Raw genomic sequence first — 20,988 nt, forward strand, 5'->3', positions numbered from 1 at the left:
GGACCGTGGACCTTCACGACTACTACCGGGTCGTGCGCAAGCGCTGGCGCGCCATCGCTGCCGTGACCCTCCTGATGGTGGCCCTGGCGGCACTCTTCACCCTGTGGAGCCCCAAGACCTACCAGGCGCGGACCCAGCTGTTCGTGTCGACCTCGGGCGGTCAGGACTCCACCCAGCTGCTGCAGGGCAACACCTTCACCCAGCAGCGCGTCAAGTCGTACTCCGACCTGATCACCACGCCGACCGTCCTCGACCCGGTCATCAAGGACCTCGGCCTCCCGGGCACCGCCGACGAGCTGGGCGCCCGCATCTCTGCCAACGTGCCGCTCGACACCGTCCTCATCGACGTCCTGGTCACGGACAGCGACCCCGAGCAGGCCGCCCGCATCGCCAGTGCCGTGGGCAAGCAGTTCTCGACCAGCATCCTGGACCTCGAGCGGGTGGGCGACTCGGTCAGCCCGGTCAAGGTGTCGGTCGTGCGTCCGCCATCGGTGCCCCAGGGCCCGATCAGCCCGAACCCCGTGCGCAACATCGGCCTCGGCGTGGTCCTCGGCCTCCTCGTGGGTCTCGGTGTCGCCCTGCTGCGCGACACGTTCGACACCTCGATCAAGAGCGAGCGCGACGTCAAGGAGGCGGTCGACGCGACGATCATCGGTGGGATCACCTTCGATCCCGAGGGTCCGAAGAACCCCCTGATCGTCCAGTCCGACCCGCACGGCCCGCGTGCTGAGGCGTTCCGGGCACTGCGCACGAACCTGCAGTTCGTCGATGCCGCCAACCACCCGCGCTCGATCGTGTTCACGTCCTCCCTTCCCGGCGAGGGCAAGACGACGACGACGGCAAACCTCGCGATCAGCATGGCTGCCGCCGGCGCCCGGGTCTGTGTCATCGAGGGCGACCTGCGTCGGCCCCGGCTCCTGCGCTACATGGGGATGGAGGGCTCGGTGGGCCTGACCAACGTCCTCATCGGTCAGGCCGAGCTCGCGGACGTGCTCCAGCCTTTCGGTGACACCGGCATCCAGGTGCTCGGCGCCGGTCAGATCCCGCCGAACCCCAGCGAGCTGCTCGGTTCGGAGACGATGTCGCGCACCATCCGTCAGCTCGAGGAGATGTTCGACTACGTCATCATCGACGCTCCGCCCGTGCTGCCCGTGACCGACGCCACCGTCCTGAGCACGATCACCGGTGGAGTCGTGCTCGTGGTCGGCTGCGGAGTCGTCAACAAGGAGCAGCTGAGCCGCGCGCTCATGTCCGTCAACGCGGTCAACGGGAACGTCCTCGGCCTGGTGGTCAACCGGATCCCGACCCGTGGCGCGAACGCCGAGAACTACTACTACGCCGAGGGGTACGCACCGATCACGGCGACCCGCAGCCGCAAGGAGCGCGCCCGCGACCGCAGCGCCCAGGTCGCCGGGGTCTGAGCCGCTCGCCTCCTGTGGCGACGCCTCCTGGTCTGAAGCCGGGCCGCTCCTGCGTCGCCCAGCGACGGTCCGGCGCGGCCCGCCGCTCCTGCGTCGGCCCTACGGGGCGACGACCACGACCTGGCTGGCGCTGACGTCGGCGATGTCGAGGACGTCGTCGACGGGGGTGTTGCGCTTGACCACTGCCAGCCCGACCGGGCCGTCCTCGAAGTGCCTGGCCACCGAGGTCAGCTGGCCCACCTGTCGGTCACCGGCCATCACCGGTGCGCCGCGCTCGGGCAGCGTGTGTCCCGACCCGTCGAGGTGCAGGAAGACCAGGCGGCGTGGCGGACGACCGAGGTTGTGGACGCGGGCCACCGTCTCCTGTCCGCGATAGCAGCCCTTGTGCAGGTGCACCGCCGTGCGCAGCCAGTCCACCTCGTGGGCGATGGTGCGGTGGTCGGTCTCGAAGCCCAACCGCGGACGCCAGGCCGTGACGCGCAGCGCCTCGCTCGCCCAGGTGCCCGCGAGGTCGCGGTCTGCGACCGCCTCCGCCAGCGCCGGCCGCTCGACCAGGACCTCACGCCAGGTGCGCCCCAGTCCCGGGTGCCCCTCGACCGGTCCGTATGCCGCGGTGTCACCCACGAGGTCGGGCCACGGATCGCGCCAGGAGAGGCGCTCCCCGGGCTGGGACTCCAGCCCGGACGGCTCGCCGAGGACTGCCCACTCGGGCGTCACGTCCGCCACCTCGACCCTGAGCATGAAGCGCATGGAGTCGAGCCAGCCGACCAGTGCCGCCGACCGTCCGGGCTCCGTGGTGATCCAGGTCGTCTCGCCGTCGTCGACGAGGTGGAGGTTGTGCTCGACGTGGCCCTTGGGGGTCAGCACCAACGCCTCGCGGGACTCCCGCGGGCCGAGACCCGTGAGCTGTTGGCTGGTGATCGAGTGGAGCCAGGACAGTCGGTCCGGTCCGGTGACGGTGACGACACCGCGGTGCGACAGGTCCACGACGGCCAGCCCCTCGGAGAGGAGGCGCTGCTCTCGCAGCGGGTCGCCGTAGTGGGCGGCGACACCCGCATCGGGCCCGTCCCCCTCCACGGCGCCGGGGTGGCCGAGCAGCACTGAGCGCTCCACCGCCGGCATACCGGTCTCGGTGGTCGTCTCTAGCGCGTCGCGCATGTGCCGCACTCTCCGTGGATCGCCATGTGTGTCACGTCAGCAACAAAGCCCGAACCGGCCAGAACATTCCCCGCGAAGCCCTCGGCGTACTCCTTGGGGCACTCCTGCACGCGGCCGCAGGTGCGGCAGACGAGATGGATGTGGTCGGCGTGGTCGGCGAGGTGATAGCTCGGCGCGCGGTGGTCGAGGTGGGTGTGTCCCACGACCTGAAGTGACTCCAGGGCGTCCAGGGCCCGGTAGACGGTCGACGGCGCCAGGGCCGGATCGCCGTCGCGCGCCACCTGGGCCACGACGTCCTCGGGCGTGGCGTGACCCAGCCGGGCCACTGCGTCGAGCACTCGCTGGCGCTGCGGCGTCATCCGCCGCCCCTGGGCACGCAATCGCTCGCCGACGTCTTGCACGATCCCACTCTACGGTTCGGCCACAAGGGCCCTCGGGCGATACCTACACTGTCCGGGTGCTCGACCAATTCGAAGAGACCCAGTCCCCGCCTGCGAAGGCGCCCAAGAAGCGTTCGCGCCTTCGGCGGACCCTGGCCGTCCTCCTGACGCTCGTCATCCTGGTCGTGGTCGGAGGCATCGCGGCATACCTGCTCTTCCTCAACCACACGGTGAGCTCGAACGTCCAGCGCGACGCCCTGCTGCCGACCCCGGGGGTGAGCGGCGCCGCGCCCGCACCGACGAAGAAGCCCAAGGCCAAGCAGGCGCAGAACATCCTGTTCATCGGGTCCGATGCCCGCGCCGGACTGGCCGGCGCCCGCTCCGACGTCATCGTGCTCATGCACCTCGCGAGCGACCGCAAGACAGTCACGCTGGTCCACTTCCCGCGCGACCTCTACGTCAGCGTCCCCGGCCACGGCAAGGACAAGATCAACGCGGCCTTCGCCTACGGGTCGTCGCCGCTGCTGGTCCAGACGGTCCAGAACCTCGTCGGGGTGCCGATCGACCACGTCGCCCTGGTCGACTTCGAGGGCTTCAAGAACATGACGGACGCCGTGGGCGGGGTCAACGTCTACGTCGAGGAGTCGAGCAGCTCGGACGGCTACACGTTCACCAAGGGCTACCAGGAGATGGGCGGCGCGGAGGCGCTGGCCTTCGTCCGCGAGCGGCATGACCTCAGCGAGGGCGACATCTCGCGCGGCCGTCGCCAGCAGGCCTTCATCAAGGCACTGATGCTCAAGTCCCTGAGCAAGAGCGTCCTGACCAACCCGGTCAGGTTGGCGCAGTTCGTGGACGCGGGCACGGCAAACCTGACGGTCGACGACGCGTTCTCGGTGGGCAAGATGCGCAGCGAGGCCCTGTCGCTGCGCAACCTGCGGGGGGGCGACATCGCGTTCGTGACGGCGCCCTTCACCGGTTTCGGCACCTCACCCGCCGGTGCGTCCATCGACCTGGTCGACGAGCCCGGCATGCGGGCCCTCGGCGAGGCGCTGCAGAACGACGCGATGAGCAGCTACCAGGACGTCACGCACACGCCGTAGCCGCGTCAGGCGCGTACTGCGCGTGGCAAGTCACGGGCGCGGCGCGTCAGGCAGGTCAGGGGCCTACGGCGCGCACGCGGAGGTTCAGTCCTGCTTCCAGGTCGCGAGGTTGCCACCGGCGAGGTAGACGGCGTCTCCCACGCTGAGCCAGCCCGACCCGGACGTCACCGACAGGGCGACCGTCCCGGGCTCGACCTTGGTGAGGTCCACGGCTGCGCAGCCGAGAGCCTGGGTGGGCTTGGCCGCCTCCACGACCGCGAGGCCGTTGCAGGAGTCGGCACCGGGAACCACGACGAACGCACGCGCCTTGGCGTTGAGCGCGAGGGCGAGGGCGCCCTCGACGGTGGCCGAGGTGTCCCAGCGCGCCCCCGAGGTGCTCACCCTGACCCGCCCGTCGGAGCACAGGGCGGCAGCGCCGCTGTCCACCACCGCGAGGTCGACCACGGGGCTGGAGCCACACGGCTTGCCGGTGCCACCCGTGGGGAGACCGATCGACGCGCCCGCCCTCGGGTCGCGGAACCAGGCATCCTTCACGACGACCGAGTCCCCGAAGTCGGCGTCGAGGGCGCCTGCCTGGCGGATGGCCGGCGTGCAGTCGGTCTCGGAGTCGGCGCCCACGACGAACGCCGAACCGTCGGGTCGCACCCGGACGCGAACGATGGTGTCGTAGGGGACCGATCGGGGACCCCAGCTCGCTCCGCCATTGCGGGTGAGCTCGAGCTTGGAACCGCCCGACTTGCAGCTGCCGGTCGTGAAGCGGAACGCGCTGTTCTTGTCGAACGCCACGAGACCCTGGGTCAACGGGGCGACCTTGACGCTGGGCGTGGTCGGGCCCGTCGTGGTCGTGCCGCTCGTGGCCGTGGTGGTGCGGGGACCCGAGGGCGAGGCGACCACGCCGGTGCCGATGGTGGAGCCACCCTGGTCCACCGGCTGACGCGTGCTGCTGATCGCGAAGCCCACGAGCACCACGTCCACGACCAGGAAGGCCGCCAAACCGACCATGCCGGCTCGGTCGCCCAGGCGGGGCATCAGGGCCTCCCCAGCGCTCGGGCCACCGCGGGCAGCGAACCCATGATCTGGTCGGTCATGTCCTCGAACACCTGCGCAGGCCTGCGGTAGGGGTCGACGATGTCGGCCTCGGCGTCATTGAGCGGCGCCCGCATCCCCCGTTGACCGGCAGCCAGCGCGACGACGCGCGCGATGTGCTCCGCGGCCGAGTCGGACGGGAGGTGCACGGCCGACTCGTCCAGCCCGGAGAGCAGGTCGGCGAACTCCCGGAACGCGAAGACGTAACGCAGCGCCTTCGGGTGCAGCATGGCCACTTTGCCACGGTGCGCGCGGGTGGCAGTCAGCACGAGGTCGGCATCGGCGATCATCGACTGCGTGAGGTCACGGGCGAGGAAGCCGTCCGCGGCATACCCCTTGGTCTCCAGGTGCGCACGCGCCTGGTCCTCCATCGCGTGGCCGGGCAGCGCACCGGTGCCACCGCTGGAGACCTCGACGGCGCCGGGGCCCCACGATCGGTCCAGCTCGGCCTGGAGGGCGCGCTCGAGGAACGGCGACCGGCAGATGTTGCCGGTGCAGACCGTGAGGATCCGCGCTGGTGTCGATGCCATGGGTGCGTTCTAGCCGACGCGCTTGAGCTCGGCGGACAGATGGCTCTGCAGCGGCTGACCGACGGCGGCCATGTCCATCGCCCACATCAGGTTGGAGTTGACCAGGCCGTAGAGACGGGTGGCGGCGTTGTACTCCTTGGCCTGAGGGCTTCGCAGGACGCCGTCGGTGCGCAGCTCGATCTTGGCCGGCTCGGCCTTGCCGTAGTAGAGCTCGACGATCCCCGTCGGGTGGGTGAGGAGGAACTCGACCTCACCGTCGGCGAAGGGCCGCCAGAAGCCCAGCTCGGTCGCCAGCGGCCGCACCTTCTCGCCCGCGTCGTTGAGCAGCCACGTGCGGCTGTGCCACTCGAGGAACGGGCGACCGTCGTGGGTCACCTCGATCTCCTGACCGAAGTTGGCCGACTCGATGGTGGGGTAGCCGACGACGCCAGCGCCCTCCCAGCGGCCGATCAGCCAGGCCAGGGGCGCGAGCCCTCGGGGGAGGTCGGGGTCGATGGTGAACTGCATCAGCGCGGCGTCTTGACCAGGCGGTAGACGACGAACCCCGCGAACCAGGTGATCACCACGGCCGTGAGGGCGAGCAGGGAGATGTAGAACGTGTGCACGCGCCAGATCGTAGCCTGTGGACCATGACAGACCCGCGCACGCTCGTCATCAAGGTCACCTGTGGCACCGAGTCGCTCGAACGCCTCAACCAGGCCTTCACGGTCGCCGCCACCGCAGTGGCCAGCGGCGTGGGCGTCAGCCTGTGGCTCACGGGGGACGCCTCGTGGATGGGCGTGCCGGGGCGCGCGGAGACGGTCGAGCTGGCCCACGCCGCGGCTCTGGCAGACCTGCGCGACGCCGTGGTGGCCGCCGGGACGGTCACCGTGTGCGGGCAGTGCGCAGCGCGACGTGACCTCAGCGAGGCCGACCTCGTGCCCGGTGTGGTGATCCGCGGCGCGGCGGCGTTCGTCGAGGAGGTCACCGCTCCCGGCGCCCAGGCCCTCGTCTACTGACCGCAGCGGGCGTTCGGCCCCAGAGCCACGGCCGGGGGTATGCCGCGTGCCCCCTTCGCGTCCCGCGGACCCGCCGCCGCTCCCTGCGACTTGTTGCTCTCCGGTGGTCACCGGACCCGCGATCCGGGCGCTCGGTGACCAGCAGCCGGCAACAAGTCGGCAGGCGTCGGGGGCCTGCGGAGGTCAGGCGACGAAGTAGCGGACCACGACGTAGGCGACCACGCCGACGAGCAGGGAGGACGCGGCAGCCACGGCGAGCTGGGCCCGTGGCATGGCCGTCGCCGGCAGCGGGGCCAGCACCCGGCGCGCCGCGTGCGAGATGGCAGCGGCGAGCAGGCCGAGCAGAGCCGCGGGACCCGGCATCGGGTCACCCGCCACCAGGGAGACGACCAGGGCGGCGCCGCCCCCGAGCAGCATGGCGATGAACAGCGCCCATTGCCGCAGCCGGGCGATCGAGACGCAGGGATCGGCGAGGGCGCCAATCCCCAGCCCGGCCATCGCGGCCGCGAGGGCCGGCTCACCCGCCAGGACGTGCGGGATCGGGGCGAGTGCGGTGCCCGCCGAGATGATCGCCAGTCCCGAGATCGTGGCGGCCACCGACTCGGTCAGGCGGGGGCGGCCGTCACGGCGCATCAGCTGGTGCAGGAAGGCGACGATGACCGCGACGGCGAGCGCTGCCGGCATCCACTCGAGGTAGGGGTCGTGGCGCGTCAGCAGGGCGGTCCCTGTCATGAGCAGGGTGCCGATGGCCAGCACGGTGCTGGTGCCGCGCGGGCTCGGCAGGCTGAGCAGCAGCGGCCAGCCCCAGGCCAGCACCAACCCGGCCAGCGCCACCGCGAGCGCGACGAACGACGGGCTCGCGTAGCCGGTGAGGGCCACCAGGGCGGCGAAGGCCACGGTCGCGGCGATCGACAGCGGTCGTGGGAGCAGGGCTCGTCGCGGCAGGGCGGGCGGGGCGGTCTGGGCATGCGCTCGACGCTCGCGCCGAGTCAGCGGGACGGCAGGGTTGTTGGGCGCCTGCTCGGGGACGTCGGACACAGGGGGCATCCTCGCATCACCCCCCGGCGAAGGGAGGCAGTACCTCCAGCACCGAGCCGTCCGGGAGAGGGTCGTCGCGGTGCGCCGCCCGGCCGTCGAGGAGCAGCGTGCTGACTGCCGTCACGGGCGACAGTCCGGGATGGAGCGCATCGACCGCTGCCACGGCCTCGGCGACGGTTGCGCAGTCCCGCACGAGGTCGGTCTCGACGCCGGCCGCAGCCCGGGCGCCCGCCCAATAGCGGACGGTGGCCGAGCCGACGGTGACCGTCGCGGCATCGTCGTCACGCGGCATACCCACGCTCCTCTCGTGCGACTCTGGTGAGCTCTTCTCGTGAGACAAGGGTCTCACCATGTGTGCAGAGGCCCACCGGGGGGCCATCGCCCGTATCCTTTCAAGGCATGGCCCGTCTGTTGCTGCTGACGAACGCCTTGGCCCCCAGCGCCGAGGTGCTTCCGGCACTGGGCCTGCTCACCCACCACGTGCGCATCATCCCCGCCGAGCCCACCGCGCTGGTCGATGCCCCGCCGTGTGATGCGGTCCTGCTGGACGCCCGCCGCGACCTGGCCGTGGCGCGCTCCCTGTGCCGCGTGCTGCGCGCCACCGGGATGTCCGTGCCCCTCATCGCCATCCTCACCGAGGGCGGTCTCGCGGGCATCACGGCAGAGTGGGGCGTCGACGAGGTCCTGCTGGAGTCCGCCGGCCCGGCCGAGGTCGAGGCGCGGCTACGGCTCGCGGCCGGCCGCCTCGTGGACACCCAGGAACCCGAGGACGTCCAGATCACCTCGGGCGAGGTCACGATCGACGAGGCGACCTACTCCGCACGGGTCCGCGGACGGTTGCTCGACCTGACCTACAAGGAGTTCGAGCTCCTCAAGTACCTCGCCCAGCACCCGGGTCGCGTGTTCAGCCGGGCCCAGCTGCTCCAGGAGGTCTGGGGCTACGACTACTACGGGGGCACCCGCACCGTCGACGTCCACATCCGCCGGCTGCGGGCCAAGCTGGGCTCCGAGCACGAGGTGCTCATCGGCACGGTGCGCAACGTCGGCTACCGCTTCGTCCCGGCCGAGGACGTCCCCCGCGAAGACGCGCACGCCGACGCCTGAAACCCGTTGCGCTGCAACGCTTCGCGCGACCAGCATGAGCCGGCTCCAGACGCCAGCCACCCGCGAAGGCGCCCCTCCCGTTCCCGGGAGGGGCGCCTTCGTCCGTGCCGTATGCCGCGTTGCCGCGTCAGTGCGCAGTGCTCAGTTCTTCGTGATCCGGGCGTCCGCGACCGGGCTGTAGGGCGAGTGCGCCTGCAGGTAGTTCGCGAAGGCGTCGATGTCGAGGCCGCCGAAGAACCTGCCGGTGCCGACCCGGAAGCCGGGGAGGCCGTCGCCACCGTCTGCGACGAAGTTGTTCGTCACGACGCGGTAGGTGGCCGTGTCACTGAGCGCGACACCGCCGACGGTCACCGGTCCGAGAACTCGCCCGGTGGGGGTGTCGCTGTAGCTGTAGGCGAAGCCCGCCGACACCTGCAGGATGACCGGCCTGGCGATCGTGTTGGGCGAGGTCGTCGCACCGCCACCCCACTGCTCGCGCAGGATCTCCTTGATCTGAGCGCCCGTGAGCGACACGGACACGAGGTAGTTGTTGAACGGCTGCACCTGGAAGGCCTCGTCGTAGGTCACCTCACCCGGAGCCTCGTTCCACGACTTGTTGGCGTAGGTGAGGTTGGTGCGGATGCCGCCCGGGTTCATGAAGGCGACGACCGGAGTCTGCCCGCCGGTGATGGTCGACGGGTCGGCCAGCTGGGCATCGGCGATGAGGTCGCCGAGCTTCGACTCGCCGGCCGAGCTGGACGCCGTCGTGATGTCGGTGCTGATCGATCCCAGGACCTTGCTCGCGATGGGGGCGATGAGCGTCTTGTAGTCGCCGATGATCTTGGTCTCCGCCGCATCCTTGAGGGCGGGATCGCGGGTGACGATGACGTTGCTGCCGGCCACCGAGCTGCGCACGATGTCCTGGGTGCGACGGTCGAAGGTCAGCGTCGTCTCGGTCACGAGGCGCCCGAAGGAGGACGCCGACGTCACCAGACGCGGCTGCCCTGCCGGGTCGGGGATGCTGCAGACGTACGGCGTGTGGGTGTGGCCGCTCACGATCATGTCGATCTGCGGGGACAGCTGCTGCGCGATCGGGATGATCGGGCTCGCGCTGGTGTTGGGGTTCAGACCCGTGCTGGTGCCCGTCGGGCAGGCCGTGTCGAATTTGTTCTCCAGACCGCTGGCCGGGTTGGTGTGGGGCCCGCCGGGGTAGGTCGCGGTCCGCAGGGGGACGCCACCCTGGTGGATGAGGACGACGATCGCCTTGACCCCCTCGGCCTCGAGCTGGGGCACGAGGTCATTGGCTGTCTGCACCTCGTCGGTGAACTCCAGGCCCTCGATGCCAGAGGCGGTCACGATGTTGGGGGTGTCCTTGAGGGTCATGCCGATGAAGCCGATCTTGGCTCCCTTGAAGTTCTTGACCCAGGTGGCCGGCAGGATCGTCTGACCGGTCGCCTTGACGCGGACGTTGGCGGCCAGGATCGGGAAGTCCGCACCAGCGAAGCTCTTGCCGCCAGGGCAGGAGTCCTGGTTGGCCGCGCCGGCGCCGTCATCGAGGCAGCCGCCGTTGGCCAGGCGCTGCAGCTCCTTGTAGCCCTCGTCGAACTCGTGGTTGCCCACGGCCGTGGCGTCGAGGCCGAGGCTGTTCATGGCCTCGATGCTCGGCTCGTCGTGGAACGCGGCCGACAGGAGGGGGGAGGCACCCACGATGTCGCCCGCTGCGACGGTCGCGGTGTACGGGTGTCCCTGACGCATTTCCTTGAGGTGTCCCGCGAGGTACTCGACACCACCGGCGTTCACCGTCGTCGGCGTGACTGAGTACGTCACGACGCCCGTGACCGGGTTGGGAGCCGACGCCGTCTCGTTGTAGGTGTCCGAGGTGATGATCCGGCCACCGGATCCTGACGGGGGCTCGAGGTTGCCGTGGAAGTCGTTGAACGACAGCAGCTGGATGTCGATGGTCGGCCCGTTGGGGGCAGCGGACGTGCTGCCTCCCGTGAAGGCCGCACCGGTGGCCGCGAGGGCGGCCACGGCCACGACGCTGGATAGGCGTCGGGTGCGGGATGAGGTCATGTGTGCGTCCTTGTGCGGGAGGAAAAACCGGCGGTAGCCGGATTCGTGCACGCTAACCGCGGATCTCCGGTTAGGGAAGATGCATGGTGCAATGCTTTTCGTGCCGTTATCTCCTGTCCGCAGTGCCGACACCTTGACGCCTCTTGAAGCCGCCCAGGTCCATGACCTGCAGCGCCGTGCCGTTGCTGCCGACGGCGTCGCTCCGCTGTCGGAACAGTCCCTGCTGTCCCTCGCCTCCCCGGGCGGCCGGGTCCGCCACCTGCTCGGGTATGCCGGGGAGCAGCTCGCGGGGTACGCCCAGCTCGACTCCACTGCAGGGGCCGCCGCCTCGGGCGAGCTGGTCGTCGACCCCGACTTCCGGCGTCAGGGGATCGGCCGAGCCCTCGTGGACGCGGCCCTCGAGGCGGCTCCTCAGGTCCGGCTGTGGGCACACGGTCGGCTGCCGGCTGCCCGAGCCCTGGCATTGATCGCCGGGCTGGAGGCGGTGCGCGAGCTGCACAAGATGGCCCGCCCGCTGGGCGGCGACGACCTCGACCGTGCGGCTTCCGCACTGCCCGCCGGTTTCACGGCGCGCTCCTTCGTCACCGGGCGTGACGAGGAGGCGTGGCTGGCGACCAACGCCGCGGCCTTTGCCCACCACCCGGAGCAGGGACGGCTGACGATCGCCGACCTCGAGGAACGGATGGCGCAGCCCTGGTTCGACCCGGCTGGCTTCATCCTCGTCGAGGCCGACGAGTCCCCCGGCGAGGTGGCCGCCTTTCACTGGACCAAGGTCGATCCGGACGAGCGCTCGTCGGTGGACCCGGACCGACCGGCAGGCGAGGTGTACGTGGTCGGGGTGCACCCGGCATACCAGGGACGGGGTCTGGGGCGGCCGGTCACGGCGCTCGGGCTGGCCCACCTCGCCGGGCTCGGACTCCCCGAGGTCGTTCTCTACGTCGACGGGGACAACCACGCGGCGATACGCACCTACACGGGGCTGGGTTTTCGCAGCATCATGGTCGACGTGATGTATTCGCGTGCTGTTCAGCCGGCGCGTTCACCCGGCACTGTCAGGATGACGCCATGAGTGTGACCACCCGCCCCACGGACGAACCCGAGATCTTCGACGGCGACGAGGCCGGCCACGAGGTGTCGATCGCCAGTGCGCAGCCGCGGGCGTCCAACGGACGCTTCATGCGGGTGGTCCACGCTGCCGGGGGCCAGGACGACAGCGGCCTGCCGGCCGACCGCTTCCTCGACCGCGAGATCTCGTGGCTGCAGTTCAACGAACGCGTCCTGCAGCTGGCTGCCGACGACTCCGTGCCGTTGCTCGAGCGCGCGCGCTTCCTCGCGATCTTCACCTCGAACCTCGACGAGTTCTTCATGGTCCGGGTCGCCGGGCTCAAGCGGCGCATCGCCACGGGCCTGGCCGTGCGCTCCGCCTCCGGGCTCGAACCGCGCGAGGTCCTCGAGCAGATCTCGCTCGTCGCCCACGAGCTGCAGGCGATGCAGACCCTCGTCTACAAGGACAAGGTGCAGCCCGCCCTCGAGGAGGAGGGCATCTCGATCGTCCGCTGGGACGAGCTGAGCGAGACCGAGCAGACGCTCCACTCAAGCCTGTTCACGGACCGTGTCTTCCCGGTGCTCACCCCCTTGGCGGTCGATCCGGCTCACCCCTTCCCCTACATCTCGGGGCTGTCGCTCAACCTCGCGGTGGTGCTCATCAACCCCAAGACGGGCAAGGAGCACTTCGCCCGCGTCAAGGTGCCGCCCCTGCTGCCGCGGCTGCTGCACATCGAGCCCGAGGCCGGCGAGCCGTCGACGTCGGACCTGTTCCGCACCCGGTTCGTGCCGCTCGAGGACGTCATCGCCGCCCACCTCGACATGCTCTTCCCCGGCATGGAGGTGCGGGAGCACTTCACCTTCCGGGTGACGCGCAACGAGGACCTCGAGGTCGAGGAGGACGACGCCGAGAACCTCCTCACCGCCCTGGAGAAGGAGCTCACCCGTCGCCGGTTCGGGCCGCCGGTCCGTCTCGAGGTGGACGAGACCATCGACGACCACGTGCTCGACATGCTGGTCCGCGAGCTCGGTGTCACCGACAGCGAGGTCTACCGGCTCCCGGCTCCCCTCGACCTGCGCGGGCTCAACCTCGTCGCGGACCTCGAGCGCTCCGACCTCCGCTACCCGCCGTTCCGCGGGCAGATGCACCCCGACCTCGCCCCCGCCGAGAGCTCCAAGCCGTCGGAGATCCTCCCGATCGTGCGCGACAAGGACGTGCTGCTGCAGCACCCCTATGACTCGTTCTCGACGTCGGTCCAGGCCTTCATCGAGCAGGCGGCCAACGACCCGAACGTGCTCGCCATCAAGCAGACCCTCTATCGCACGAGCGGCGACTCCCCGATCATCGACGCCCTCATCGACGCCGCCGAGTCCGGCAAGCAGGTGCTGGCCATCGTGGAGATCAAGGCGCGCTTCGACGAGAAGAACAACATCTCCTGGGCCCGCAAGCTGGAGCACGCCGGCGTCCACGTCGTCTACGGCATGGTCGGGCTCAAGACCCACGCCAAGCTCTGCATGGTGGTGCGCCAGGAACAGGACGGCAGCCTGCGCCGCTACTGCCACATCGGCACCGGCAACTACAACGGCAAGACCGCCCGCCTCTACGAGGACTTCGGCCTGCTGACCTCCGACCCGCAGGTGGGCGACGACCTGGCCCGCCTGTTCAACCAGCTGTCCGGCTTCGCACCCCGCAGCAAGTTCAAGCGGCTGCTGGTGGCACCGAGGTCCGTCCGGTCCGGCCTGCTCGAACGCATCGACACCGAGATCGACCACGCCGAGGCCGGGCGTGGGGGCCTGGTGCAGCTCAAGCTCAACTCGATCGTCGACGAGCAGCTCATCGACGCGCTCTACCGTGCCTCGCAGGCCGGGGTGGACGTCGACATCTGGGTGCGCGGCATCTGCTCGTTGCGCCCGGGCGTGCCGGGGCTCTCCGAGACCATCACGGTGCACTCCGTCCTCGGGCGCTTCCTCGAACACTCGCGGGTGTTCCTGTTCGGCGGCGGCGGTGAACCCGAGGTCTACATCGGCAGCGCCGACATGATGCACCGCAACCTCGACCGCCGGGTCGAGGCCCTCGTGCGCCTGGCCGACCCCAAGCACATCGCCGACCTCCAGTCGCTGATGGCCCGCGGCATGAGCGACACCTACGCCCACTGGAAGCTGACCGGCGACGGCCGGTGGACGCGGGTCAACTTCGACGAGGACGGCGAGCCACTGGCCGACCTGCAGAGTTCCATGATCGAGATGCACGCCAAGCGCCGCCGCAAGGCCCGCCGGCGTTGACGGCCCCGATCCCGGCCGCGGGCACCATTCCGTGGCGCCGCCGTCGCGGCCAGCTCGAGGTCGCGCTGGTGCACCGACCGAAGTATGACGACTGGTCGTGGGCCAAGGGCAAGCTGGACCCGGGCGAGGAGTGGCCGGTCGCCGCCGTCCGCGAGACGCTCGAGGAGACGTCCCTGGCCGTCGGGCTGGGCCGACCCCTGCCGGGCGCGGAGTACACCGTGCTCGACGCGACGGGCCAGCCCGCGACCAAGGAGGTCCGCTACTGGGCCGCCGAGGCCACCAGTCCCGCCGGGCCGTTGCAGAACGAGATCGACGAGGTGCGCTGGCTGGACGTCGTCACCGCCTCGGACCGCCTCGACTACGCGCGCGACCGTGACCAGCTGCGCGCGGTCGTGCGGGCCGACAACGTCGGCACCCTGACCACCTGGCCGCTGGCCCTCGTGCGTCACGCCCACGCGGTGGGCCGCGGCTCGTGGGCGGAGGACGACCAGCTGCGCCCCCTCGACGCCGCCGGGCAGGAACGCGCGGCCGGCATCGCACCGGTGCTCGCGGCATACGGTGTCAAGCGGTTGGTCAGCTCGCCGTCGGTGCGGTGCGCCGACACGCTGCGCCCCTTCGCGGCGCAGCTCGGGGCGGCGCTGCGCACCAAGCAGGGCCTCAGCGAGGAGGGGTATGCCGCGGAGCCGGCTCGCGCCGTCCGGCACCTCGAGCGGCTGGTCGAGCGGGGCGCACCGGCCGCCCTCTGCAGTCACGGACCGGTGCTGCCGGCGCTTCTGGGTCTGCTCCTCGCCCGGGTGGCTCCCGACGAGCCGGAGGCCGACCAGGTCGAGGGGGCGCTACGGGCAGCGGTGCGCGACAAGATGGCCAAGGGGGAGGTCCTCGTGGCCCACCTCGTGGGCACGGGAGCGAGCGCCCGCGTGGTCGCCGTCGAACGCCACCTGCCGGCGCACCACCAGCGCTCCTGACGTGCTCCTGACCTCTCGTTCACCCCCTGCATCCCGGGGGGTCGGTGGGGCGACCTCGAATGTCTGACTGGTGTTCACCGTCCGTTCACCCTCCACGGGCCGCTGCGTCACTCGGCCTGCCTACCTTCGGGGCGTCGGGCACGAATGCCCGCCCCCTGATTTTCCCCTGTGGAAAGGTTTGAACACCGTGAAGATTCAGCGTCTTGGCCTGGTGGCCAGCGTCGCCCTGGTCGGCTCGATCGCGCTGACCGCGTGCGGCTCCGACAACAACGCCGGCGGCGCCGGCGGGTCGTCGGACTCGAGCTCCACCACCACGTCAGCCTGCCCCAAGAGCGGCACCCTGAACGGCGAAGGCTCCTCGGCCCAGAAGAACGCCATCGAAGAGGCCATCGCGTCCTTCCAGGACGAGTGCGCCGGCACCACCGTCAACTACAACCCGACCGGTTCCGGTGCGGGCATCAAGCAGTTCATCGCGGGCCAGGTCGACTTCGCCGGCTCCGACTCCGCGCTCAAGACCGTCGAGAAGGACGGGGTCATCGAGGCCGACGCCGCGGCGAAGTTCTGTGGCTCCCCTGCCTGGAACCTGCCGATGGTGACCGGTCCGATCGCGGTCTCCTACAACGTCAAGGGCGTCGACAAGCTCGTCCTGACTCCCGAGGTCACCGCCAACATCTTCAGCGGCAAGGTGACGACGTGGAACGACGCGTCGATCGCCAAGCTCAACTCCGGCGTGACCCTGCCGAGCGAGCCGATCAAGGTCTTCTTCCGCTCCGACGAGTCGGGAACGACCGAGAACTTCACCAAGTACCTCAAGGCCGCCGCCCCGGCTGCCTGGGCCACCGAGCCCGGCAAGAAGTGGCTCGGCAAGGGTGAGGGCAAGGAGAAGTCCGCCGGTGTCGCCGGTGCCGTCAAGGCCACCGAGGGTGGCATCACCTACGCCGAGTGGTCCTACGCCAAGGACAACAAGCTGGGTATCGCCCAGATCGACAACGGCGCCGGCCCGGTCGAGCTCAGCGGCGCGTCCGTGGGCAAGGCAGTCTCCGCCGCGAAGGCCGACGGCGAAGGCAACGACTTGCGCCTCAAGCTGGACTACGCCACCAAGGAGGCCGGGGCCTACCCGATCCTGCTGGTGACCTACGAGATCGTCTGCTCCAAGGGCAAGGATGCCGCCAAGACGGCCCTCACCAAGGCCTTCCTGACGCACTTCGCCTCCGCTGACACCCAGAAGTCCCTCGAGGAGATCGGCTACGCGCCGCTCCCCGACGAGGTCCGCACCAAGGTCGACACCGCCATCGCAGCGCTGTCCTGATCCACCGGTATGCCGGGGGGCTGGCTGGTTGCCAGCTCCCCGGCATACCCGTTCTGATGGATGCACGAAGATCTGATGGATGCGCCCAAGCGCGCATCACCACGACCGCACGCACCACGACCACGACCAGGCACCGAGAGGCGCAACGTGAGCTCCGTAACCGGCGTTTCGATCGCTGACGAGCTGCCCGGACCCGACCGCCGACACACCTTGAGCGGCGACGGCGCCGGCACCGGACGACTCGGCGACCGACTGTTCGGGGGCGCGGCCAAGGGCGCCGGCATCTTCGTCATCGGCCTCGTGTCGCTGGTGGGCGCCTTCCTGCTCTGGCAGGCCATCCCGGCGATCGCCGACGACAAGGTCAACTTCCTCACGTCGCGCGAGTGGTCCGTCGACAACGCGTCGGACCTGCGGTTCGGGATCATCGAGCTGCTGTGGACCACCATCGCCGTCTCGACCATCGGCATGGTCATCGCGGTGCCGGTCGGTGTGGCGGTGGCGCTGTTCATCACACAGTACGCGCCGGCGTGGCTGTCGCGGCCTGCGGCCAACCTCGTGGACCTGCTCGCCGCCGTGCCCTCGATCGTCTACGGCATCTGGGGTCTGAAGACCTTCGGCCCGGTGTTCGAGCCGGTCCAGAACTTCCTCAAGGACACGCTGGGCTGGTTCCCATTCTTCTCCGACGCGGGCATCAGCGGCGGGAGCACGATCCTGTTCGTCGGCATCGTCCTGGCGATCATGGTGCTCCCGATCGTCACGGCGCTGTCGCGCGAGGTATTCGCGCAGACGCCCGTGACCCACACCGAGGGCGCGCTCGCCCTCGGCGCGACCAAGTGGGAGATGATCCGCGTCGCGGTGCTGCCGTTCGGCAAGGCCGGAGTCATCTCCGCCGCCATGCTGGCCCTCGGCCGCGCGCTCGGCGAGACCATCGCCGTCACGATCATCCTGTCGACGCTGGCCGCCGGCACTGGCTGGACCTGGTCCTTGTTCAACGGCGGCGAGACCTTCGCATCGCGAATCGCCAACAACGCCGGGGAGTTCGACTCCCCTGCCAAGACCGGCGCGTTCATCGCCGCCGGGCTGGTGCTGTTCGTGCTGACCTTCATCGTCAACGCGATCGCCCGCATCGTGATCGAGCGCAGGAAGGCGTTCATCGAATGAGCACCGTCGACACCGTGCGCCCCGACCAGGCGTCCAACGGTTCCACGATCCCGGCCCTCGGCCACCCGGCCAGGGGACGCGAGATCAGGGACCAGCTGGCGCGGGTCGTGATGTGGGGCGCGTTCCTGCTCGCCCTCGTGCCCCTGCTGTGGATCCTTTGGACCGTCGTCAGCAAGGGCGCGCACCTGCTCCTCGATGCGCAGTGGTGGACGAACTCGCAGAAGGGCATCACTGCTCGCCGCGAGGGTGGCGGTGCGGTGCACGCCATCCAGGGCACCCTCATCCAGGGTCTGACGACCGCCGCCATCTCGGTGCCGATCGGGGTGATGACCGCGATCTACCTCGTGGAGTACGGTCGCGGTCGGCTCGCGAAGGCCGTGTCCTTCATGGTCGACATCCTCACCGGTGTGCCCTCGATCGTCGCCGGCCTGTTCGTCTACGCGCTCTGGGTGACGACGTTCGGCTTCCAGCGGGTCGGCTTCGCGGTCTGTCTCGCGCTCGTGCTGCTGATGGTGCCGGTTGTGGTGCGCTCCACCGAGGAAATGCTCAAGCTGGTGCCGAACGAGCTCCGTGAGGCGGCGTACGCCCTGGGAGTGCCCAAGTGGAAGACCATCGTGCGGGTCGTCCTGCCGACCGCGTTCTCGGGCATCATCACCGGCGTGCTCCTGGGGCTGGCCCGCGTCATGGGTGAGACCGCACCGCTGCTGATCCTCGGGCCCTACTCGAAGTCGATCGCCACCGACCTGTTCGGCGGGCTGATGCCGACGCTCCCCACGATGATCAACCAGGACCGCACCGAGAGCCTGCAGCCCGCGGTCGATCGCGTCTGGGCTGCGGCGCTGACGCTGATCCTGCTGATCCTGATCCTCAACCTGGCCGGCCGTGTCATCGCCCGCCTCGGCTCCGTCAAGAAGTAAGCCACCCCGAAACTCCGCTCCGCGACCGTGCCGGCCACCCGGCATACCCCATCCGAAGGACGAAAGAACAGACCATGGCCAAGCGAATCGACGTCAGTGACCTGAACGTCTACTACGGCTCGTTCAAGGCCGTCGAAGGCGTCACGATGACGGTGGAGCCACGCTCGGTGACCGCGTTCATCGGGCCGTCCGGCTGCGGGAAGTCGACGTTCCTGCGCACCCTCAACCGGATGCACGAGGTGATCCCCGGCGGTCGGGTCGAGGGCAAGGTCATGCTCGACGACCAGGACCTGTACGCGTCGGGGGTCGACCCGGTGGCCGTGCGCCGGACGGTCGGGATGGTGTTCCAGCGGCCCAACCCGTTCCCCACGATGTCGATCTACGACAACGTCGCGGCCGGGCTGCGGCTGAACGGCGTCCGCGGGAAGGCCAAGCTCGACGAGGTCGTCGAGAAGTCGCTCAACGGGGCCAACCTGTGGAACGAGGTCAAGGACCGGCTGGCCAAGCCCGGCGCGGGGTTGTCCGGCGGCCAGCAGCAGCGGCTCTGCATCGCCCGGGCGATCGCGGTCGAGCCGCAGGTGCTGCTGATGGACGAGCCCTGCTCGGCGCTCGACCCGATCTCGACGCTGGCGATCGAGGACCTGATCTCGGAGCTGAAGAGCCAGTACACGATCGTGATCGTCACCCACAACATGCAGCAGGCAGCGCGGGTCTCCGACCAGACGGCCTTCTTCAACCTCGCGGCGACCGGCAAGCCCGGCAAGCTGGTGGAGGTTGCCGACACCCAGAAGATCTTCAACAACCCGGGCGTCAAGGCCACCGAGGACTACATCAGCGGCCGCTTCGGCTGACCCTCCGCCCGCTGCCCCCGTCCCCTCCCCTCGCGACTTGTTGCGCGCAGATCGTCACGGAGCCGCGTTTCTGGTCGTCCGTGACCACCGGAGGGCAACAAGTCCCGCCGCACTCCGACTTGTTGCTCACAGATCGTCACCGAACCCCGATTCTGGTCGTCCGTGACCACCGGAGGGCAACAAGTCCGGCCGCACTCCGACTTGTTGCGCGCAGATCGTCACGGAGCCGCGTTTCTGGTCGTCCGTGACCACCGGAGGGCAACAAGTCCGGCCGCACTCCGACTTGTTGCGCGCAGATCGTCACGGAGCCGCGTTTCTGGTCGTCCGTGACCACCGGAGCGCAACAAGTCCCGCCGCACTCCGACTTGTTGCCCACAGATCGTCACCGAACCCCGATTCTGGCCGTCCGTGACCACCGGAGCGCAACAAGTCCGGCTGGGTCAGGCGGCATGAGGGTCGTCATCGCCGCGCATGGCCATGAGCTCAGGAGTCCAGGGTCGCAGTTCGTCGCCGGGGTCCTGCCTCCAGAGACAGCGGATCCGGCTCGGGTCTGCCCGACGCCGCGCAACGCGCAAGACGTCCCCCAGTCCGGATCCACCACCCAGGACGTCGCTCGTGTCCCACCTCGCGACGGCGAACCCCACCGACTCGAGCTCGCGTTCGCGGTCCCGCTCGGCGAGCATGTGGGTCGCCGCTTCGTCCGCGTCCCAGGTGTCGGACGTGTAGGCGCCCAGGTACTTCCCGCGGCCGTCCGCCTCGCCGACCACACCAGCCGACGCCCACAGGAAATCGACCCTGCCGATGAGCCGTCCGTCCAGGTGGTGGATCCATACCTGGCTCATCGGCACCGAGAACCCCAGCTGACGAGCTGTGGCAACGGAGGCTGACTCGAGCCAGCTCTCGCGGCGGGCGTCCGCCATGGCGATTCCGGCATCGGCCTTGGTGACGCCGGGCCACCTCATCTGGAAGGCGCGCATCGCCCGCAGCGCGTCAGGGCTGGTCGTGCCGCTGCGGAGCGCCCCGTCCGCGATGGCTAGCGCATCGCGGAGCCGCAGTTGGCGAAAGCAGTCGACGACAGTGCGGTCCACCGTCGTGACCGCGAGGCCAGAGACCTCCGTGACGTGGTCTGACGGGAGGTCGCCATCCAGCAGACGCCGCCAGTCATCACGCGCGGCCGTGCGGTCGGACTCGGGCAAGGTCAGGCTGACAGCACCGAGGGGGCCCAATGGGTGTGGGAGGCCGTGCACCAGGGCGGCGCTCTGGTGGCTCAGCACCCCACCCTCAACGGACGCGCTGGCGGCGCGGGACATGCCCAGATGAAGCTCCTGGGGAGTGAGTCCAAGCCACGGCTCCCGGACGGCATAAAGGCTGGACGCGACGGGAATGATGTGACGGCGCCTGACGGCCCCGGCGATGCTGGTGCTGCTCAGGCCGGCCGCGACCGCCTCGCTGGCCAGGAATGGTTGGGGCAGGGACTGCCACGCTGACTCAGGGGTTGTCCTCATCCGGCGAGCCTGGGCGTTCGTGATTGTCCCGGCCATCGGTTGCGCTGACCCTGTGGATGAGGGCCCAGTCCACCCGCGCCCTGTGG

Annotated in this window: 20 protein-coding genes; 11 read left to right on the top strand and 9 right to left on the bottom strand. The window is 69.9% G+C overall.

Annotated features, from left to right (window positions below; translation table 11 throughout):
• The first annotated feature begins 5 nt into the window (after nucleotides 1–5).
• Nucleotides 6–1,421, top strand: coding sequence for a tyrosine-protein kinase domain-containing protein (locus tag AC1DYG_RS03760; protein ID WP_477638558.1), 1,416 nt, complete (start codon nucleotides 6–8; stop codon nucleotides 1,419–1,421).
• 99 nt (nucleotides 1,422–1,520) lie between these two features.
• Here the strand turns inward: AC1DYG_RS03760 and ygfZ are convergent, their stop codons facing one another.
• Both ygfZ and AC1DYG_RS03770 read right to left on the bottom strand, forming a co-directional pair.
• The gene (ygfZ, locus tag AC1DYG_RS03765; protein ID WP_477638559.1) at nucleotides 1,521–2,579 is read right to left on the bottom strand and encodes a CAF17-like 4Fe-4S cluster assembly/insertion protein YgfZ; all 1,059 of its coding nucleotides are present in this window, start codon (nucleotides 2,577–2,579) and stop codon (nucleotides 1,521–1,523) included.
• On the bottom strand, nucleotides 2,564–2,938 hold the full coding sequence (locus AC1DYG_RS03770) for a Fur family transcriptional regulator (RefSeq protein ID WP_477638560.1): 375 nt from the start codon (nucleotides 2,936–2,938) through the stop codon (nucleotides 2,564–2,566). Before AC1DYG_RS03770 ends, ygfZ begins: the two co-directional genes overlap by 16 nt.
• Before the next feature lie 98 nt (nucleotides 2,939–3,036).
• Here AC1DYG_RS03770 and AC1DYG_RS03775 point away from each other — a divergent pair, with 98 nt between their 5' ends.
• Nucleotides 3,037–4,059: an LCP family protein gene (locus AC1DYG_RS03775; RefSeq protein ID WP_477638561.1), complete on the top strand. Its 1,023-nt coding sequence runs from the start codon at nucleotides 3,037–3,039 to the stop codon at nucleotides 4,057–4,059.
• Nucleotides 4,060–4,143: 84 nt separating this feature from the next.
• Here AC1DYG_RS03775 and AC1DYG_RS03780 read toward each other — a convergent pair whose 3' ends face one another.
• From AC1DYG_RS03780 to AC1DYG_RS03790, 3 genes are read right to left on the bottom strand one after another with little or no spacing between them, the layout of a single operon-like run.
• Nucleotides 4,144–5,088: a hypothetical protein gene (locus AC1DYG_RS03780; protein WP_477638562.1), complete on the bottom strand. Its 945-nt coding sequence runs from the start codon at nucleotides 5,086–5,088 to the stop codon at nucleotides 4,144–4,146.
• Nucleotides 5,088–5,675 (bottom strand): arsenate reductase/protein-tyrosine-phosphatase family protein, encoded by a 588-nt coding sequence (locus tag AC1DYG_RS03785; protein WP_477638563.1) that lies wholly within the window; start codon nucleotides 5,673–5,675, stop codon nucleotides 5,088–5,090. The genes AC1DYG_RS03780 and AC1DYG_RS03785 overlap by 1 nt, the downstream gene beginning before the upstream one ends.
• A 9-nt stretch (nucleotides 5,676–5,684) precedes the next feature.
• Nucleotides 5,685–6,182, bottom strand: coding sequence for a heme-binding beta-barrel domain-containing protein (locus tag AC1DYG_RS03790; RefSeq protein WP_477638564.1), 498 nt, complete (start codon nucleotides 6,180–6,182; stop codon nucleotides 5,685–5,687).
• A gap of 122 nt (nucleotides 6,183–6,304) precedes the next feature.
• Between AC1DYG_RS03790 and AC1DYG_RS03795 the strand changes: the two genes are divergently transcribed.
• A complete protein-coding gene (locus tag AC1DYG_RS03795) occupies nucleotides 6,305–6,673 on the top strand; it encodes a DsrE family protein (RefSeq protein WP_477638565.1) in 369 nt (122 codons plus the stop codon).
• A 183-nt stretch (nucleotides 6,674–6,856) separates the two neighbouring features.
• Here the strand turns inward: AC1DYG_RS03795 and AC1DYG_RS03800 are convergent, their stop codons facing one another.
• Both AC1DYG_RS03800 and AC1DYG_RS03805 read right to left on the bottom strand, forming a co-directional pair.
• The gene (locus tag AC1DYG_RS03800) at nucleotides 6,857–7,711 is read right to left on the bottom strand and encodes a hypothetical protein (RefSeq protein WP_477638566.1); all 855 of its coding nucleotides are present in this window, start codon (nucleotides 7,709–7,711) and stop codon (nucleotides 6,857–6,859) included.
• A 16-nt stretch (nucleotides 7,712–7,727) separates the two neighbouring features.
• The gene (locus tag AC1DYG_RS03805; RefSeq protein ID WP_477638567.1) at nucleotides 7,728–8,003 is read right to left on the bottom strand and encodes a MoaD/ThiS family protein; all 276 of its coding nucleotides are present in this window, start codon (nucleotides 8,001–8,003) and stop codon (nucleotides 7,728–7,730) included.
• Nucleotides 8,004–8,110: 107 nt separating this feature from the next.
• On the opposite strand from AC1DYG_RS03805, the gene AC1DYG_RS03810 reads away from it, so the two are divergent.
• Nucleotides 8,111–8,815 carry a winged helix-turn-helix transcriptional regulator gene (locus AC1DYG_RS03810; protein ID WP_477618400.1) on the top strand — a complete coding sequence of 235 codons (705 nt, stop codon included), beginning with the start codon at nucleotides 8,111–8,113 and terminating at the stop codon, nucleotides 8,813–8,815.
• A gap of 141 nt (nucleotides 8,816–8,956) precedes the next feature.
• Here AC1DYG_RS03810 and AC1DYG_RS03815 read toward each other — a convergent pair whose 3' ends face one another.
• On the bottom strand, nucleotides 8,957–10,867 hold the full coding sequence (locus tag AC1DYG_RS03815; RefSeq protein WP_477638568.1) for a bifunctional metallophosphatase/5'-nucleotidase: 1,911 nt from the start codon (nucleotides 10,865–10,867) through the stop codon (nucleotides 8,957–8,959).
• A gap of 133 nt (nucleotides 10,868–11,000) precedes the next feature.
• Between AC1DYG_RS03815 and mshD the strand changes: the two genes are divergently transcribed.
• The 7 genes from mshD to pstB all read left to right on the top strand — a co-directional run bounded on the left by mshD (nucleotide 11,001) and on the right by pstB (nucleotide 19,397).
• The gene (gene mshD, locus AC1DYG_RS03820) at nucleotides 11,001–11,936 is read left to right on the top strand and encodes a mycothiol synthase (RefSeq protein ID WP_477638569.1); all 936 of its coding nucleotides are present in this window, start codon (nucleotides 11,001–11,003) and stop codon (nucleotides 11,934–11,936) included.
• On the top strand, nucleotides 11,933–14,194 hold the full coding sequence (locus AC1DYG_RS03825; RefSeq protein WP_477638570.1) for an RNA degradosome polyphosphate kinase: 2,262 nt from the start codon (nucleotides 11,933–11,935) through the stop codon (nucleotides 14,192–14,194). The genes mshD and AC1DYG_RS03825 overlap by 4 nt, the downstream gene beginning before the upstream one ends.
• Nucleotides 14,191–15,159: an NUDIX hydrolase gene (locus tag AC1DYG_RS03830; protein ID WP_477638571.1), complete on the top strand. Its 969-nt coding sequence runs from the start codon at nucleotides 14,191–14,193 to the stop codon at nucleotides 15,157–15,159. Before AC1DYG_RS03825 ends, AC1DYG_RS03830 begins: the two co-directional genes overlap by 4 nt.
• Nucleotides 15,160–15,346: 187 nt before the next feature.
• Nucleotides 15,347–16,468 (top strand): phosphate ABC transporter substrate-binding protein PstS, encoded by a 1,122-nt coding sequence (pstS, locus tag AC1DYG_RS03835; RefSeq protein ID WP_477638572.1) that lies wholly within the window; start codon nucleotides 15,347–15,349, stop codon nucleotides 16,466–16,468.
• 147 nt (nucleotides 16,469–16,615) lie between these two features.
• Nucleotides 16,616–17,629 carry a phosphate ABC transporter permease subunit PstC gene (gene pstC, locus AC1DYG_RS03840; RefSeq protein ID WP_477638573.1) on the top strand — a complete coding sequence of 338 codons (1,014 nt, stop codon included), beginning with the start codon at nucleotides 16,616–16,618 and terminating at the stop codon, nucleotides 17,627–17,629.
• Nucleotides 17,626–18,546: a phosphate ABC transporter permease PstA gene (gene pstA, locus AC1DYG_RS03845; protein WP_477638574.1), complete on the top strand. Its 921-nt coding sequence runs from the start codon at nucleotides 17,626–17,628 to the stop codon at nucleotides 18,544–18,546. Before pstC ends, pstA begins: the two co-directional genes overlap by 4 nt.
• Before the next feature lie 74 nt (nucleotides 18,547–18,620).
• A complete protein-coding gene (gene pstB, locus AC1DYG_RS03850) occupies nucleotides 18,621–19,397 on the top strand; it encodes a phosphate ABC transporter ATP-binding protein PstB (protein WP_477638575.1) in 777 nt (258 codons plus the stop codon).
• Nucleotides 19,398–19,837: 440 nt separating this feature from the next.
• Here the strand turns inward: pstB and AC1DYG_RS03855 are convergent, their stop codons facing one another.
• Nucleotides 19,838–20,902 carry a type IV toxin-antitoxin system AbiEi family antitoxin domain-containing protein gene (locus AC1DYG_RS03855; RefSeq protein WP_477638576.1) on the bottom strand — a complete coding sequence of 355 codons (1,065 nt, stop codon included), beginning with the start codon at nucleotides 20,900–20,902 and terminating at the stop codon, nucleotides 19,838–19,840.
• Between the last annotated feature and the right edge of the window lie 86 nt (nucleotides 20,903–20,988).

This window comes from Pedococcus sp. P1_H8, assembly GCF_056405175.1.